The sequence below is a fragment of the Hymenobacter sp. J193 genome (assembly GCF_024700075.1).
Classification (GTDB): Bacteria; Bacteroidota; Bacteroidia; order Cytophagales; family Hymenobacteraceae; genus Hymenobacter.
Window position 1 is genome coordinate 189,310 of the sequence record NZ_JAJONE010000001.1, and the last position, 17,232, is coordinate 206,541.

Consider the following 17,232-nt stretch of genomic DNA (forward strand, 5'->3'; position numbering starts at 1 on the left):
CAAAGGTTAGTGTAGTTTACAATGTATTCGGGCCGTTGAGAAAGCCAAAAGAGCTGCCCAAAATCGGGGCAGCTCTTTTGCACAATGCAGGCGGCAGTGGCGGCTTACATACCGGCCAGGCTCTGCTCCAGGGCCGTAATTTTGGCTTCGGCATCGGCCAGCTTCTGCCGCTCCCGCTCCACTAGGTCGGGCTTGGCGTTGGCCACGAACTTCTCGTTCGAGAGCTTCTTCAGCACCGAGTCGCGGAAGCCCTGGGCATATTCAAGCTCCTTGCCCAGGCGTTCCTTCTCAGCTCCGAGGTCAATCTGGCCTTCCAGCGGTACGAAGAACTCGCTGCTGCCCGCCACGAAGCTCACCGAGGCGGCCGGCGCTTCCGTAACCACTGATATATCAGTGAGGGCGGCCAGCTTACGAATGATGGCATCGTAGTCGGTGAGCAGCTGGGCGTCGTCGGTTTTGGCGGCCAAAGTCAGGGGCTTGTTGGGGCCCAGGCCTTTCTGGTTGCGGATGGCGCGCACCCCGGCCACAATGCCCAGGGCCTTTTCCATGCGGGCCAGCAGCTCGGAAGCCCCAGCTACGGGCAGGGCCTTGGGCCAGGCGGCCACGCATACGTACTCCTTGGGGCCGCGCTCTTTCAGCTCGTGCCAGATTTCCTCCGTGATGAAGGGCATGAACGGGTGCAGCAGCTTCAGCAGCGTTTCGAGGAAGCTAGTGGTGTGGCGTAGCGTTTCAGGGTCGATGGGCGCCTGGTAGGCGGGCTTGATCATCTCCAGGTACACCGAGCAGAAGTCGTCCCACACCAGCTTGTACACCGTCATCAGGGCATCCGAAATCCGGAATTTCTCGAAGTGCTCATCCAACTCCGTAATGCTGGCCTGCAGCTTGGCCGAAAACCACTCCACGGCCCTGGCATTGGCGAACGTCAGCTCGGCATCCACTTCCCAGCCCTGGGTGAGGCGGAAGGCGTTCCAGAGCTTGTTGGAGAAGTTGCGGCCCTGCTCCACTAGCTTTTCGTCGTAGAGCAGGTCGTTGCCGGCCGGAGCCGAGAACAGCATGCCAGTGCGCACCCCGTCGGCCCCGAACTGCTTGATAAGGTCCAGCGGGTCGGGCGAGTTGCCGAGCTGCTTGCTCATCTTGCGGCCCAGGTTGTCGCGCACAATGCCGGTGAGGTACACGTTTTTGAACGGCACTTCGCGGCGGAACTCCAGCCCGGCCATAATCATGCGCGCCACCCAGAAAAACAGGATGTCCGGCCCCGTCACCAGGTCGTTGGTGGGGTAGAAATAGTTGACGTCGGCGTTGTCGGGGTCCTTGAAGCCGTCGAACACCGAAATCGGCCACAGCCACGAGGAAAACCAGGTATCCAGCACGTCCTCATCCTGGCGCAGATCGGTGAGCTGCAAATCGGCATTGCCGCTCTGCTCGCGGGCCTGCACCAGCGCCTCTTCGGCGGTGAGGGCCACCACGTAGGAGCCGTCGGGCAGGTAGTAGGCCGGAATCTGCTGGCCCCACCATAGCTGGCGCGAAATGCACCAGTCGCGCACGTTCTCCATCCACACCCGGTAGGTGTTCTTGAACTTGGCCGGGTGCAGCTTCACGGTGTCGTTTTCCACCACTTCCAGGGCGGGCTTAGCCAGGTGCTCCATTTTCAGAAACCACTGCAAGCTCAGGCGGGGCTCAATCACGGCCTTGGTCCGCTCCGAGGTCTGCACGATGCTGGCGTACTCGTCCACTTTCACCAAATGGCCGGCTTCCTCCAGGTCCTTCACGATGTTGCGGCGGGCGGCAAACCGGTCCTGGCCCACGTACAACACGGCCTTCTCGTTGAGTGAGCCGTCGTTGTTCAGGATGTCGATAACGGGCAGGTTGTGCTTTACGCCCAGCTCGTAGTCGTTCAAATCGTGCGCCGGCGTCACCTTGAGCGCGCCCGTACCGAAGTCGATGCTCACGTACTCATCCAGAATCACCGGAATTTCGCGACCCAGCAGCGGTATGCGCACCTTGGCGCCGTGCAGGTGAGTATAGCGCGGGTCGTTGGGATTCACCGCCACGGCCACGTCGGCCATGATGGTTTCGGGCCGGGAAGTAGCAACTGTTAAGTATTGAGTATTGGGTCGTGAGTATTGAGATTTTTCCCCTTGCGCTTGGGCCGAGTCTAAATACTCACTACTCACTACTTCATACTTCAAATGATACATTTTGGCCATTACGTCCTTGGGAATTACTTCCTCGTCGGACAGGGCCGTTTGGCTTTGCGGGTCCCAGTTTACCATGCGGATACCGCGGTAGATCAGGCCTTTCTGGTGCAGGTCCACGAACACGCGCAGTACCGCCTCGGTCAGCTCGGGCTCCATGGTGAAGCGCGTCCGGTCCCAGTCGCAGGAGGCGCCCAGCTGCTTGAGCTGCTCGAGGATGATGCCGCCGTACTTTTCCTTCCAGGCAAAGGCGTGTTCCAGGAACTGCTCCCGCGTGAGGTCTTTCTTCTCGATGCCCTGCTCCTTCAGCAAGGCTACTACCTTGGCTTCGGTGGCAATGGAGGCGTGGTCGGTGCCGGGCACCCAGCAGGCTTCCTTGCCCTGCATGCGCGCGCGGCGTACCAGCACATCCTGAATGGTATTGTTCAGCATGTGGCCCATGTGCAGCACGCCCGTCACGTTGGGCGGCGGAATAACTACCGAATACGGCTGCTTGCGGGGGTTGGCCTTGGCTTTAAAGAAGCCCTGCTCCTGCCAGCGCTGGTACCACTTGGCTTCAACGTCGGCGGGGGTATAGGTTTTGGCAATGGACATCGGCGGAGGGAATTCAAGTCGGAATACGGGCGCAAAAGTAGGCATTTCGGGCGGGGGCGGGAAATGTCCGGCATAAGCCAGATCAGCAAGCCGCTACCGGGCTGCTGGTCTGGTATAAGTAGCCTGATTTTAGGGAGTATTTACAATCAGAGGCACAGCAGCGCAGCCATGCGGCCACAGGTGGCAAAGCAGATGGCGACCATTGCACACTAAACTAATAGATCTATTAATCAATGTATTACAAAATAAAGAAACTAAAAACCCTGCTTGAACGAGTATAATTTTCACAATCGGGCATGATAAAGATGATACCCGCGCTTTTCCCGGCGGCTATGGCTTTCCAAAGTACCCGGGGCAAAGGTCGTAGCCACTGAGTTCTTTCAGCACTACTTCAGGCCAGGGCCCGCAGCCAAGACCCGTCGACTAGCGTGCCCTAAGCCGACTGCTTTTTACCACAAGTTCTCCCATCTATGATCTGCTTTCAACCAACGTCCCGGTAGGCCTGTGCCCCGTTGCGGTGCCTTGGCAAGCCGGCATGAACTCACCACAAACGCTACTGCTTTCCCTTCCCATGAAAAAAACAGTACTCCTCCTTGCCCTCAGCGCGTTAGGCCTAAGTGAAGCGCGCCCCCAAACAGTGCGCTCCATTCTGGCTGACTTTGGTCCGAATGACCGCAACAATGGCAACATCACATCCAGCCCCGATGCCAACGGCAACTACTGGAACAACGTGCTGAACCAAACCAGCGTCACCGACACCTTCCGGCTGGTGGACAAGGCCAACGTAGCCACGGGCATCAAGCTGAAAGTCGGACCTAACTTTCTGACCAACGGTATCCAGAACGGGGGGCTGCTGAACCCCAGTGCGGCGCTGCTGGGGCAATACGCCGTGGCCACGGCCACCCAGGATTATTTCTACGTGGAAGGCACGGGCGCAAGCGCCATTGCCACGCTAACCATGTCGGGCTTTGACCGGAGCAAGCGGTACGTCTTTCATGTGTTCGGCAGCCGCCAGATCCCGACCGAAAACCGGGTATCGCGCTACAAGTTCACGGGCGCCAACGTGAGCACCATTACCCAGACCACGTCCGGGGCTAACGTGGGCGCCAACTCCTACGCGGGCAACAACAACACAATTACCAACTCCGATACCATCACGGCCGATGGCAATGGCGTGATTCAGCTGGAGTTGAGCAAGGTATCAGGCTCCTTTGCCTACCTCAACCTGATGCGCATTGACATCGTGGATGGCCGGGGCGCACCCGTCAATACTACTTTTCAGAACCCCGGATTTGAACAGGGCAACTTTACCAGCTGGACGACAGTGCCCGTTGGCACGGATGCCAAGGCGGCTATCAGCTCCGCTATGCCGCACACGGGCAGCTACGCGGCTCAGCTTTCGGGCGGCACCCTGCGGCTGGAGCAGCAGATTTCCTACATTAGCACGATAGGCACGACGGCCCACAAGCTCAGCGGCTACTTCTACACGCCCGCCACAACTGCCCTGCAGGGCAGCCAGGCGGCGCACCTGGAACTGCGCTACTTCAGCAGCACCAAGGCCTTGCTGGGCACCTTCCGGTCCGACTCCCTGACTGCCGCCTCTACTCCGGGCGTCTGGACCAAAGTCGAGGCCACGGCGGCTATTCCGGCCGGTACGGCCTTTGTGCAGGCGGCGGCCGTGTGGCGCAACGGCGCCGGCGCGACGGGCAGCGTTTCCTTTGATGACCTGCTGCTGGAGCCCTACAAGGAACCCCTGGTTTTGAATCCGCTCAAGATTGCGTACATGGGTTCGTCGGTTCCCGCAGGCACGGGCGCCACCAATGGCAACGGCTACACGTCCCTGTATTCCAGCCTGCTGGCCGAACGGGCTGCCGCGGGCACGGGCCAGCCCTGGGTAACGGCCAACATCAGTGTGCCGGGCAACAACACGCTGAACGTGCTGGACCGCTACGAGCGTGACTTGCTGCCCCAGCAAAGCAAATATGTGGTGTTTGCCCTGGCCCTGGGCAACGAGGGCATCCTGGGCGGCGGCCAGCCCATCTTTGACCGGTTCCGCACCAACATGACGGCGCTTATCCGGCGGGCTAAAGCCGATGGCATGGTGCCGGTGGTGACCAACACCTACACCCGCAACGACTACACGGCTACGGAGTACGCCTTTGTGCAGCAGATCAACCTGCTTATTCACGGCTGGAACGTGCCCAGTGTTAACCTGCTCGGGGCAGTGGATGATGGCGCTGGCCGCTGGGCCGCCAACTACTGGGCGGACGCCTTGCACCCCAACGACCGGGGGCATGCCGAAATGGCCCACGCGCTGGTCCCCTCCCTCTTCGATGCGCTGCACGCCAACAAGGCCCAGCCCACTCGCCGCACCAGCAGCGGTATACTGCTCACCAATGCCACTGCCCTCCCCGCACCCATCATTCGGCTGGCTCCCGAAGACGTCGTGCATCCCTTCACCACGGCTATCCAGTTTAAAACGGCAGTGGCAGGTCAGCTCGTTGAAATCCGCGACAGCGCCGGCCTGACGGCGGGCACTATTCGCGTCGGGACGGATGGCGTGGTGACGTACAAATCGGCTAAAGGCCAGACCATCACCGGCACAGTGCCGGTGACGAATAAGAGGTGGCATAAGCTGGTATTAACGCACTATTATGCTCGGGGCACCACCATGCTCTACGTAGATAGCGTGCAGGAAGGCACTGTACAGGAGCGCCTGCGCCCAACCCGTCTGGATATTGGTGGCAATGCGGCCCCCACACAAGTGCAATTCCGCGACTGGCTTTTCTACCGCTCAGGCATGAACCAGGCGGAAGTGCTGGCAATGGCCGCCGATTCGCTGCTGAAATCGAGTCTGGAAATCTATGCGCCCCTGGATGGCCAGGGCGTGGTGCCAGCTGACTCCCTGGTTAATCTGGCTCAAAGCCTGAACTCGCTGACCCGCCCCGGCAGCCCATTAGCTGTTCGCGAGAGTAACCTGGCCAACCGAATTAGTTTTTACCCTTCGCCTACCACGGGTGATGTACGCCTGCAGGGCCCCATGCCGCTTAGCGAAACGGTGGTGACCATCTATGATCTAACTGGACGAGTTGTCCTGACCCGGCTGCTCCGAAACCAGCATTTCAACGTCGCCTCTCTACCAGCCGGCGTGTATATCGCGGCATTCTACATTCAAGGCCAACTGGTGTACAAACGCTTGGTACGAGCAGATTTATAGTCAGCTAAGAAAGCCTGGCCGAACAAAGGGCAGGTCAGGTAACGAGGGTATTCTTGGAATACCCCCCAACCAAGGAAGGCTTTCACAGCAATGTACGGGCCTTTCTTGGGGGGGCCTGAAAAGCCCGGAGGAAAACTGAGCTGGTGACACCTAGCTGCATGGGCTGGAGAGCAGGAAGTTCCCTGGCGTGAAATTGTTGGAGGCTTGCCCCGCTTTCCAGGTTGCGGCTACTGAGATAATCAAAATACCCCTGCCGGACGAGTTGTTTGGTGACTCCAGACAGCTGGCTGGTGAAAAAGAAAATAGCCATGATGTGGCTATCATTCAACCACCTATTGGGGCAACGACCACCCCCCATTTCCCTCAGAAATGTAGTTGCTAAATAGGCTCTTGCCGGGCGTTGCACCCTTACACCGTGCTACCAACGGCCGCCAGCCTTACGTTCCACTTGCCCGAAGCTGCTGGCGGAGGCGGTATACGTACCGAAACTCCCGGGGGAGCTGCCGGAGGCGGGCTTTGCTGCGCTCGTCGTTTTCCCAGCGCACGGGCACTTCCCGGATGCGCAGCCCGTGGGCGCGGGCCCGGGCCAGCACTTCCAGGTCAAACGACCAGCCGTCCACGGTGCAGGCCGCAAAGGTGTGCGCGGCCGCCGCAGCCGTAAAAGCCTTGAAGCCGCAATGGGTGTCCACTACGCCGGGCAGCAGCACGCGCTGCACTACCTGGTTGACGAGCCGGCTCCAGACCCGGCGCCGCCAGGGCTGGGGCCGCGTAACCCGGGAGGCCGCCAGGTAGCGCGAGCCAATGGCAATGTCGGCCCCCGCTGCCAGCGCCCGTAGCAACGGGTCCAGCTCGTCGATGGGGGTGGAGCCGTCGGCGTCGGAAAACAGGCGGACGTGGCCCGTGGCTGCCAGCATACCCTGGCGCACCGCGTGGCCTTTGCCCCGGTTGGCCGGGGAGCACAGCACGCGCAGCCCGGGCAGCTCGCCGGCCAGGGCCGTGAGCAGCGCCACCGTGTCGTCGGTCGAGCCATCGTCAACCACCAGGATTTCAAAGCTAGCTGGGCGCGCGGCCAGAAACTGATGCGCGCGCCGCAACGTGGGCCCGATGCGCTGCGCTTCGTTGAAGGCCGGGATAATCAAACTCAGCTCCATCAGGCCTGGGCGCTTTTCTGGCCCCGAAAACCGTCGAGTCGGCTGCCCAGGTGGGCATAAGCAATAGGGCAGCGGGCCGAGCATGACTTACCGCAGTCGAACTGGCGCCGGATGTCGGCCACGGAGTACTCGGCCAGGGGCTTGGCCGGAGAGCCGGTTTTGGGCTGGCACAGGTGCACCAGACCAGCCCCATCCACCTCGAAATGCCGGGCGCCGGCGCGGCACTTCCAGGGCTTGCTTTCGCCGCGGGCCAGGGGCAGCTGGAAGTTGTCGTTGAGGATTTGCGGCAAGCGGCCTTTCATGGCCCGGATGCGCAGGTAGGCCTGCAGGGCTTCCTCGCTCAGGGCCAGGGCCTGCCCGTGGCTGTCGCGCATCAGTGAGCATTGGAACCCGAAGCCGAAGCCCACCACCACCTTGGCCACTTCTTCCATCTCGGCCGGGTTGCCGGACCCCAGCACCCCATTGACGCGCACCATGAACTGGGCGTGCCGGCGCAGCAGCTCCAGCTTGGGCCGCAGCCGGCGCATGCTTTTCTCGGTCACCTCGTTGTCTTCGAGGCTGTCGCAGCTCAGCTGCATGCCGAACAGGCCGGCCTCGTTCAGGCTCTTGATGAGCGGTGCCTTCAGCACGTGACCATTGGTGTTGATCATGGGCACCATACCGGCTTCCGCGATGTAACGGACCAGCTCGGCAATGTGCGGATGCAGCAGGGGCTCGCCCCCGTTGAGCGTCACAAACACAGCCTTCAGCTTCCGCAGGGCGTCCACCCGCGCTTTGAGCTCCTGCAGGGGCACGGGCTTCGAGACCTTGTCGTACTCGTAGCAGTAGCCGCAGGCTAGGTTGCAGCGGCGCGTCACCACGATTTGCACCAGGACCGGCCGGTCTTTGTCCATAGCGGCTTTGGCCATTTTCCACAGGACGTTGGGCCGAGAAATACGCATTGGGGATTCAAAAGAAGGCAAGCGCATAAAGCAAGGGAATTGAGTATGGAAAAAAGGAAAGGCAGCACCCTGCTGCTATAAGGATGTGATAAAGCTGCCGCGCTTTCCCTTCGTCCAAAAGTGTTTTCTGCTGAAGGCGGATTCCGGGGCATTGAACCGGGATACAAGCCGGGTGAAGTGGCGGGCCACCTGCGGCTTTTTGTCCTGCAGCTGGTACTTTTGGTTTGTTGTCCCGGTGTGGCCATCAACCCCCAGCGCGATGCATGGAGCAACTGCCCCGCCTTCTTTTTCTGCGACCGTTGCCTTGGCGCAAGGCGTTGCCTCAACCTGGCTCGATGATTCGAAAAATGGCGTTGGCGGCACTGGCCGCCGTGGCGGTCTTCCACTTAGCAGTGTTCATCGAGTTCGGCACGTTATGGGTGGGCGCGCTGGCGGGCTATAAGGAGTTGCTGCTGGTTTTTGCCTTTCTGCTGCCCACCTTCTGGGCCCACGCCCGCATTGCCCGCCTTTTCGGGGCAGACCGTCTGACCAAGCCTCCCGCCCCGGTCAAGGCCCTGTTGGAGGGGCTGTGCGTGGTACTGGTAAGCGTGGTGTTTTGGTTGGTGTTCTTCTCCTTTCCGCAACAGTATCTGGTGCCCGCTACGGAAGTTACGCCCAAAGCCCTGCGCCTTTCGCTGGCCGTCAGCGCAGTGCTTTCCTTGTTCTTCTACTACTTCGTGGAGCGTGAGCACAGCCGCCAGAAGCTGCAGCAGGAGGTGTACCGGGTGGCGCAGCTGCAGAAAGAAACCTTCCAGGCACAGCTCGAAGCCCTGAAAAGCCAGGTGGACCCCCACTTCCTGTTCAACTCCCTCAACGTGCTCGGCTCGCTGATTCACCTTGACCCGGACCGGGCCGTGCAGTTCCTGGGTCAGCTCTCGGAAGTCTACCGCGCCTTGCTCGATGCCGGAGCGCAGACGCTGGTGCCGCTGCACCGCGAAATGACGCTGGTGCGCGCCTACGCCCACCTGATGGAAACCCGCTTTGGCGCGGCCCTGCGCGTGGAATGGGACATTGCCCAGGCCTGGGAGCAGGCCCTGGTCCCCCCCACCGCCGTGCAGATGCTGCTGGAAAACGCCATCAAACACAACGGCTCCACCACTCGCAAGCCACTGATTATAAAAGTGCATGCTGCCGACGGCCTTCTGGTCGTCGAAAACAACCGCCAGCCCCGCACCGACGCGGTGGCGTCCACCCACCTGGGCTTGCTCAACATCCAACGCCGCTACCACCACCTGACGGACCGCCCCGTGGAAATCGTGCCCACGGCGGAATCCTTTGTCGTCCGCCTTCCGCTCCTGACCGCCCCAGCATGAACGTTTTAATCATCGAAGACGAGCCCCTGGCCGCCCAGGCGCTGGCCGCCCTGCTCACCCGCCTCCGGCCCGCCACGCGTATCCTGGCGGCGCTGGGCTCGGTGGAAGAAGCGGTGGAATGGCTGCGCGCGCAGCCGGCCCCCGACCTACTTTTCTGCGACATCCACTTGTCGGACGGTAACAGCTTCGACATCTTCCGGCAGGTGGCGGTGGGCACCCCCGTCATCTTCACCACCGCCTATGATGCGTACGCCATCCAGGCTTTTCAGGTGAACAGCGTGGACTACCTGCTCAAGCCCCTGCAAGCCACGGAGATGGAACGCGCCCTGCAGAAGTACGAAACCCGGCACCCCGCCACGCTGCCGGCCGCCGTTGCGAACATGCAGCGTCTGGTGCACAGCATGCCCCGCTCGCGCTTCCTGGTGAAAGCCGGGCAGGCTCTGAAAGCCGTGCCGGTGGACGACGTGGCGTATTTTCTGGCCGAAGAGGGCGTGGTATTCCTCGTCACCCACGCCGGCAAGCGTTTCATCATTCCCGACACGCTCGACCAGCTGGAAGGCCAGCTGGACGCCCAGAACTTCTTTCGTATCAACCGCCAGTTCATCCTGAGCATCGAGGCGGTGCAGGAAATCCGGCCGTACTTCAAGGGCCGTCTGGTGCTGCAGGTAATGCCCCAGGCAGCGGGCGAGGCCCTGGTTGTCAGCGCCAGCCGCGCGCCGGCCTTTAAGCACTGGCTAGACCACTAAAAGCCTGTTGGGGATTTTACAAAAATGCCGTTTCCGCCATGCTCTATCTGGCGGCCGCTTGTCGAAGCACGACTGTTCCCAAACACGCTCTAATACTTATAGCCGATTCACGAACGCTGTAGCGGCTGCGTAGAGACGCATACTTGCGTCAACTCGTTGAACGACATGCGGCGCAGACGACGAGACGCAAGTATGCGTCTCTACACCGTTCACGAAACTGCTATAGTTGACCGATTTGCTAATCGGCAGAAATCCAAACAGGCGCTTAATCTGCCTTCACCGCCTACCTGAATAAAGCCGCTTCGCATACTTGAAGTAACAGGCGCACCCATTGGGCGCTTTTTTGTGCAGCTGCCTGACCAGCCAATGGCAAAAACCGGCTGCTAACTGCTCTAAAGCCAATGCTGGCAGCACTAACCAGCTACCGAAGCACGCTGCCAGGGATAATGGACGACTAAGCGCCACCAAAACTGGGACTCAATGGATTGTAGGATTGAAGCCGCAGGCCTTACTTTGCCGGGATGAAGCTCAGCCGCTGGTTGCTCTGCATGATGGGAGTGCTGCTACCGGCGTTGGCGGCGTTGGCCACCGATCCGGCCAGCGGCTGGCTGCCCGACACGCCCCTGAGCAGCCTGATGCTGCGCAACCTCGCCTCGGCGCCCAATGGTTTGCTTTGGGTAGGGACCGACGACGGGGCTTACCGTTACGACGGCACCCGTCTGGTGGCGCTGAACGCCCTGCGCCGGGGCGGCGTGGCTCTGCCCACGGTACCTTGCAACGAGCTGCTGGCCCTGCCCGACGGCCAGCTCTGGCTCGGCACCGAAGCCGGCCTGTTCCGCTTCCGGCCCAATGGGGTGCTGGAGTCCCTGCCCCTGCCCCACCCCACTGGCGGCAACCGTAGCATCGGGGCTTTGGCGCTGGCTGCCGATGGCCGGCACGTTTGGGTAGCCCAGAACCAGGGGGCCTGCAGCAGTACAATCTGGCGGGCCGGCCCGTGGGGCGGCTGTGGAAACGCGGCGCCAGCGTGGGTGAAGTCTGGGCGGCCCCCGACCGCACGCTGTGGCTCACCAGCTACGATAGCGTGTGGCAGCTGCACCCCACCGGCCGCGTGCTGGGGGCCTGGCAGCACCCCGCCGCGCCGGGGCTGGTACACCCGGTGTACGACCCCGCCGGGCAACCCTGGCTGCTGAGCAGCGCGGCCATCTACCGCCTGCAGGCCGGCGGCCGGCTGATGGAAGGGCTACGCTGGGAACCCAGAACCGGGGAAACCGGTGCCGACGTGCTGCGCTTGCCCGATGGCCCGGTTCTGATAAGGCCCGGGCAGATACGGCAGCTGGAGTGGATGGCTGGCCCCAGGCCGCAGCCCCGGCTAAGGGCAGCCCTGCCGCTGCCTTTCCAGCCCAACACTATCTGGAACGGGCGTCTCAAAGCCGACGATGCCGGCCGCTGGTGGGTGTTTGATACGGGCATCCGCGGCTGCTGGTCGCGCGCGGCGGCGGCCGACTTTATCCGAGCTTTACCGGGGCCGGGCGGGCAGGCCTACAGCGTACGGGCGGCAGCGCGCCTGCCCGATGGCCGCCTGCTGGTGAGCAGCTACGGGCGCATTCTCACCCAGGCGGCCGATTCGCCGCTGGCCCCGCTACGGCCCTGGCTGGGGGCCGTGCTGCCCAGCGGCAACGCCCCCGTGCTGGTAGGCATCGTGCCGGCTTCGCTGGGGCCTGAGGGGGACTGGCTGGCGGCGGGGGCCTATCCACTACTGCGCTTCACCCCCCGCACCGGGCAGTTTCGGCATTTGGTAGCCCAAGGCCAGAAAAGTGCCGACATCGGTATTAACAGCCTGGAGCGCGACCCGGTGAGCGGACAGGTGTGGGCGGCTACCCGCATCGGTCTGTACCTGTATGATGCCGCCCTGCGAACCTTCCGGCCCTACGTACCACCCAATCAGCCGGCGGGCACCCCGCCCCTGGCCGGCCGCCGGCTGGAAGACGTGCACCCCGACGGCCGCGGCCACCTCTGGCTGGCTACACCCGAGGGCGTAGAACGACTGACGCTGCGCACCGGAGGGCGGGTGCGCTATGGCCCCACGTCTCCTGCCCCGCGCCGCGTGGCCCTGGATGGAGCCCGCTGCCTGTATCTGGCTCCCGGGGGCCGCGTGTGGGTGGGCACCCGCAGCCACGGCCTGGCCGTCATTGAGCCTGATGGCCGGGCCCGGCTGGTGCTGACGCTGGGCCAGGGCCTGCCCAGTGCCTCGGTAGCCAGCATCACGCCCAGCCCGGGCGGCTACCTCTGGCTGGGCACTTACCAGGGGCTGGTGCGCTACCAGCCCGCCACCGGGCAGCTGGCTGTATTTACCACCGCCCACGGCCTGGCTTCGGATGAATGCAATGCCCGCGCGGCCAGCATTGACCCGGCCGATGGCTCCCTGCTGATCGGGGGCGTAGCCGGGCTGCATCGGGTGCAGCCCGACCGGGTACCGGCTGCCAACACGGTCCGGCCTCGCCTGCTGCTCACCGGCCTCACCTCGCTCAGCGCCTCGGCCGAAGCCAGCCGCACCCGCTACCTGCTCCCCCACGACGCGTACCCCGCCCTGCATCTGGCCCCCGACGTGCCCCTGGTAGACCTGAGCCTGGCCCTGACCAACACCGCCAACCCCGGGCAGGCTCGCTATGCCTACCGGGTGCGGGGCTGGCTGGCCGACCAATGGATCGGGCTGGGCACCTCTCCGCAGCTGCGCCTGCAGGGCCTGCCGCCGGGCCGTTACACCGTCGAGATACGGGCCGAGACGGGGCAGGGCTTGCCCGCTGCCAACGTGCTGCGCCTGCCCCTGACGGTAACGGCCGAGTGGTGGAACCGCCCGCTCACCTGGGCGTTGGGCGCGGGCGCGGCGGTGCTGGCCGTGTACCTGTGGCAGCGCAACCGGCTGCGGCAGCTGCGGCGTGAGAACGAGCTGCGCGCCCGCCTGGCGGCCGACCTGCACGATGAAGTAGGCGGCCTGCTCACGCGCGTAACCATGCAGGCCGAGCTGCTGCGCGAACTGCAGCAAGGCCCGCCCGCCCGCCTAGATGCCCTGGTCGATGACAGCCGGGCCGCTGCCAGTACCGTGCGCGACATCATCTGGAGCGTGGATACCAACGCCGACACCCTGGCTGCCTTGGTAGACCGCATCCGGGACTACCTCGACGCCACCGCCCGCGCCACCGGCCGCCAGCTGCTGCTTGACGGCTCGGGCCTGCCGCTTACCCTCCAGCAGCCGCTGCCGCCGGCCGTGCGCCAGCATGTGTACCTTATTTTTAAGGAAGCCATTACCAACGCCCTCAAGTATGCCAGCCCCGACAGCCCCGTAGCCATTCGGCTAAGCTACGCCTCCCCGCTGGAGCTGGAAGTTAGCAACGAGGGCGAAGCCGCTGCTACCTCACGCGCCGGCCAGGGCCTGCGCAACATGCGCCAGCGGGCCGAGCTGCTGCGGGCCGAGCTGACTGTCGGCCCCGTACCCGGTGGCTGGCAAGTGAAGCTGCGGGTGCCAGGTTGATGGTTGGGACAATCAGCTTACAGGTCCCCCTTAGCGTAGCGGCTCAATAGCTCGCCGCGGGAATTGACCTTGAGCTTCTCATAGAGCCGCTTGACGTAGGTATGCACCGTGTCGGGCGAGAGGTTGAGTTGGGCGGCCACCTGCTTTTCGCTCAGGCCCTCGATAAGCCCCTGCAGCACCTGCTGCTCGCGGGCCGACAGCAAATCGGGCTGCTGGCTGGGAGCGGGCTGGAAATGATTCAGGGCCTTGCGGGCCACGGAGGGGGAAAGAGCTGCGCCGCCGTTGAGCACGTCGAGGATGGCCTGCTTGTACTGAGGCAGGCTGGTGGCATTTTTGATGACGTAGCCCGTGGCCCCGGCTCGCAGGGCCTGAAAGATGCGGTCGGGGTCGTCGTGCATGGTTTGCAGGATGACGTCGGCCCCAGGCAGGCGCTTTTTCAGCTGGGGCAGCGCCTGGATGCCGGTCTGCCCGGGCAAGCTCACGTCGAGCAGGATCACGCGCGGGGGCAGGCTCAGGGCCAGGGCCTGCCAGAACTCCTCCATCGAGCCGACAACGATAGGGCAGCTGAACTCGGGCTGGTAACAGAGGTATTCGCGCAGCAGCTCGCGCACGCGGGCGTCATCTTCGACGATGGCCAGGCGGATGGGGAAAGTGGGAGCAGTCATAGGCAGCTGCAAAGATGCGCGACCGGGGGCCAGACTCCGGCAACAGCGCTGTACCCGGTTCAGGGGACACTATTCCGTAAAGTCTCTTCGTGCCCCTCTAAACTTACTTTTCCTAAATAGATACGGCGACTATTCAGCATGGCCTCCGGCGTGCGGCATCTTTGGGTGTTGTGCTAAAGCAAGCCGCTCCAGTATACTTATGGTGGCCGAACCGCTAATGCCGCCTTGCAGGTAAGCATATCCTGCCCACAACCTTTGTACCCTAAACAGGGGACAAAAAAAATATAAACAGGAAATGATTCGACGGTACTTTTACCGCGGCTGCCTCACACATTTCCGCTGGACCACAGGCCGCTTGTCTCCGTCTTCTTGTTCTTTTCCGCTATGAAACATTTTCTACAAATGCTTGGCCTGACTGCAGCTAGTCTCCTGCCGTTGGCCGCCAGCGCCCAGGTAGGCGTAGGCACTACCAGCCCCAGTGCCAAAGCTGCTCTCGACGTTGCGGCCACCGATAAGGGCCTGCTCATCCCGCGCCTGACGGCGGCCCAGCGTACGGCCATTACGAGCCCGCCCCAGGGCCTGATGGTGTACCAGACCGACGGCACCACCAGCGGCGGCACCCAGACGGGCTTCTGGTACTACGCCGGCAACCCGGCCGCCTGGGTATACCTGAACCCGACCACGCCTACCGTGGCGGCCGGCCCGGGCCTGAGCACCAGCACCAGCGGCTCCACCACCACTGTAAGCCTGGGCGGCACCGCCCTCACAGCCGATACCAACGTGCCGCTGGGCGTCAACGACCTGACCTTCTCGGGCACTGGCAACGTAGGCATCGGTACCACTACGGCCAACCGGCCACTGACGGTACAGGCCAATGCCGGAAACGACGCCGTGCAGCTGCGCAGCAGCAGCGGCAACAACCGCTGGCACATGGCTCTGCCCACCAGCGGCTTCAGCAACGGGCTGAACATTGCGGAAAGCGACGTGGCCGACTACCGCCTGTTTCTGAAGCCCGGCGGCAACGTGGGCGTCGGTACCAACGACCCGACCGCCCGCTTCGACGTGAACGGCAGCACGCGCCTGCGCGGCCTGGCCGGCACCGGCAGCCGCATGGTGGTGGCCGACGCCGATGGTGCCCTGAGCACCCAGGCCATTCCGAGCGGCGGCGGCGCCCCCAGCGGCACGGCCGGCGGCGACCTGGCCGGCTCGTACCCGAATCCGACGGTAGCGGCCGGGGCCATTGGCACCACCAAGCTGGCCGACAACGCGGTGACCAACGCCAAGCTGGCCGATAACGCCGTGAACACCGCCGAGCTGACCAACAATGCCGTGACCAGCGCCAAAGTGGCCGACGACGCCATCGGCATTGCCAAGCTGAGTGCCACGGGCACGGCCAGCAGCACCACGTACCTGCGCGGCGACAACACTTGGGCTACCATCCCCAGCAGCAGCGGCTGGAGCCTGACGGGCAATACCCTCGACGGCACCCAGTACTTCGGCAGCAACAACGACGAGGACCTGGTGTTCAAGCGCAACGGCGCGGAGGCTTTCCGGGTGCACAGCAACGGGCGCGTGACGCTGGGCAACAACACTGCCGGTTCGACGTCGGTGATGCTGGGCTTCAACGCCGGCGTGGCCGTTACCACCTCTCAGCAGAATACCATCGTCGGGGCCAAAGCCGGCGAGAGCATCACCCAGCAGGGAGCCAATACCTTCATTGGCAACCTGGCGGGGCAGCGGGCGACCGATGGCAGCAATACCATCGTGGGGGCCAGCGCGGGCAACCGCATGACTACGGGCAACAACAACGTGTTTATCGGTGCCAGCGCGGCTACCGGCTTCGTCACCAACGGCGGCAACGTCGTGATTGGGGCCAGCGCCGGGACGGACCTGACCAGCAACTCCAGCAACATCATCATCGGGACCAGTGCGCAGGCCGACGCTGGCCTGGCCAACGCCTACGCCATTGGCAACAGCGCCCGCGTCAAGCAGAGCAACTCCCTGGTCATTGGTGGTACGCCGGGCAACTCCACGGCTACCAGTGTGGGCATCGGCGTGGAGGCGCCGCACAGCTCGCTGCAGGTGGCGGGCACCTTTGCCGTGGGCGTGGTAAATGGTTACGGGGGCAGCACCAGCGGCGGCCCCAACGGCCTCGACCAGGGCCGCATCCATGTGACGGACCTGATAGGCGGCTACTACGGGCTGGCGCCGACCAGCTCCAGCAACCAGTACTACCGCCTGCCCAACCCGGGCACCTGCACCGGCCGCATCTACTACCTGCGCAACAACAGCGGCACCACCACGGCCATCCTTACCGTGAGCAGCGGCCAGCTCATCGACAGCGCCGCCGGCAGCGGCTCTCAGCAGTATACGCTCAACACCACGGGTTCGAGTAAAACGGTCATTGCCGTATCGGACGGCACGAACTGGACCATCATGCGCACCGGCAGCTAAGCGCCCGGCGCGGATAGTGCGCGTGACCAGGGCCGCAGCAACCTTTTCATCGGCGGCTAACAGGCCCAATGCCGACTACCAGTGGCCGGCCCCAGTCCCTGTCGTTGCTGCGCATCTACTACCTGCGCAGCAACGGCGGCCTCAGCAGTGCCAGGCCCCTAGCCTTCTCATCCATGAAAAGCCCCGCTGCCGGATTGGCGGCGGGGCTTTTCAGTGGTCCGTTGACGCTTGCCTGCGGCGCCCGTTTAGGTAAGCAAGGCTTTGGGGCAGGCGAAAAGCTGCCGCTGTCGAGCAGTTCGACTTTAAAGCGACTCCAAAAGGTTTCAGTGTGGGGCGGTACGTGGGCGAAGCAAACTGAGTGGTTGAATTCTGAGATAATGTATTAATA

The 17,232-nt window shown here is 63.2% G+C and carries 11 protein-coding genes; 7 read left to right on the forward strand and 4 right to left on the reverse strand.

Features of this window, described 5'->3' with window-relative positions:
• Nucleotides 1-104: 104 nt before the first annotated feature.
• Nucleotides 105-2,789, reverse strand: a complete 2,685-nt coding sequence (locus LRS06_RS00870; RefSeq protein WP_257869732.1) for a valine--tRNA ligase — start codon at nt 2,787-2,789, stop codon at nt 105-107.
• Nucleotides 2,790-3,360: 571 nt separating this feature from the next.
• Here LRS06_RS00870 and LRS06_RS00875 point away from each other — a divergent pair.
• Nucleotides 3,361-6,006 carry a GDSL-type esterase/lipase family protein gene (locus LRS06_RS00875; protein WP_257869733.1) on the forward strand — a complete coding sequence of 882 codons (2,646 nt, stop codon included), beginning with the start codon at nt 3,361-3,363 and terminating at the stop codon, nt 6,004-6,006.
• A 437-nt stretch (nt 6,007-6,443) separates the two neighbouring features.
• On the opposite strand, the gene LRS06_RS00880 is transcribed toward LRS06_RS00875, so the two are convergent.
• Both LRS06_RS00880 and LRS06_RS00885 read right to left on the reverse strand, forming a co-directional pair.
• A complete protein-coding gene (locus tag LRS06_RS00880) occupies nt 6,444-7,157 on the reverse strand; it encodes a dolichyl-phosphate beta-glucosyltransferase (RefSeq protein WP_257869734.1) in 714 nt (237 codons plus the stop codon).
• Complete coding sequence (locus LRS06_RS00885; protein ID WP_257869735.1) at nt 7,157-8,098, reverse strand: radical SAM protein; 942 nt, start codon at nt 8,096-8,098, stop codon at nt 7,157-7,159. Before LRS06_RS00885 ends, LRS06_RS00880 begins: the two co-directional genes overlap by 1 nt.
• 335 nt (nt 8,099-8,433) lie before the next feature.
• Here LRS06_RS00885 and LRS06_RS00890 point away from each other — a divergent pair, with 335 nt between their 5' ends.
• From LRS06_RS00890 to LRS06_RS00905, 4 genes are all read left to right on the forward strand, one after another.
• Nucleotides 8,434-9,450: a sensor histidine kinase gene (locus tag LRS06_RS00890; protein ID WP_257869736.1), complete on the forward strand. Its 1,017-nt coding sequence runs from the start codon at nt 8,434-8,436 to the stop codon at nt 9,448-9,450.
• Nucleotides 9,447-10,196 (forward strand): LytTR family DNA-binding domain-containing protein, encoded by a 750-nt coding sequence (locus tag LRS06_RS00895; protein WP_257869737.1) that lies wholly within the window; start codon nt 9,447-9,449, stop codon nt 10,194-10,196. Before LRS06_RS00890 ends, LRS06_RS00895 begins: the two co-directional genes overlap by 4 nt.
• Before the next feature lie 521 nt (nt 10,197-10,717).
• Nucleotides 10,718-11,386 carry a hypothetical protein gene (locus LRS06_RS00900; protein WP_257869738.1) on the forward strand — a complete coding sequence of 223 codons (669 nt, stop codon included), beginning with the start codon at nt 10,718-10,720 and terminating at the stop codon, nt 11,384-11,386.
• Nucleotides 11,387-11,538: 152 nt separating this feature from the next.
• Complete coding sequence (locus LRS06_RS00905) at nt 11,539-13,725, forward strand: sensor histidine kinase (protein WP_257873353.1); 2,187 nt, start codon at nt 11,539-11,541, stop codon at nt 13,723-13,725.
• Between the two features lie 17 nt (nt 13,726-13,742).
• On the opposite strand, the gene LRS06_RS00910 is transcribed toward LRS06_RS00905, so the two are convergent.
• On the reverse strand, nt 13,743-14,390 hold the full coding sequence (locus LRS06_RS00910; protein ID WP_257869739.1) for a response regulator transcription factor: 648 nt from the start codon (nt 14,388-14,390) through the stop codon (nt 13,743-13,745).
• A 384-nt stretch (nt 14,391-14,774) separates the two neighbouring features.
• On the opposite strand from LRS06_RS00910, the gene LRS06_RS00915 reads away from it, so the two are divergent.
• Both LRS06_RS00915 and LRS06_RS00920 read left to right on the forward strand, forming a co-directional pair.
• On the forward strand, nt 14,775-16,844 hold the full coding sequence (locus LRS06_RS00915) for a hypothetical protein (protein ID WP_257869740.1): 2,070 nt from the start codon (nt 14,775-14,777) through the stop codon (nt 16,842-16,844).
• Between the two features lie 173 nt (nt 16,845-17,017).
• Nucleotides 17,018-17,230, forward strand: coding sequence for a hypothetical protein (locus LRS06_RS00920; RefSeq protein WP_257869741.1), 213 nt, complete (start codon nt 17,018-17,020; stop codon nt 17,228-17,230).
• Nucleotides 17,231-17,232: the final 2 nt, after the last annotated feature.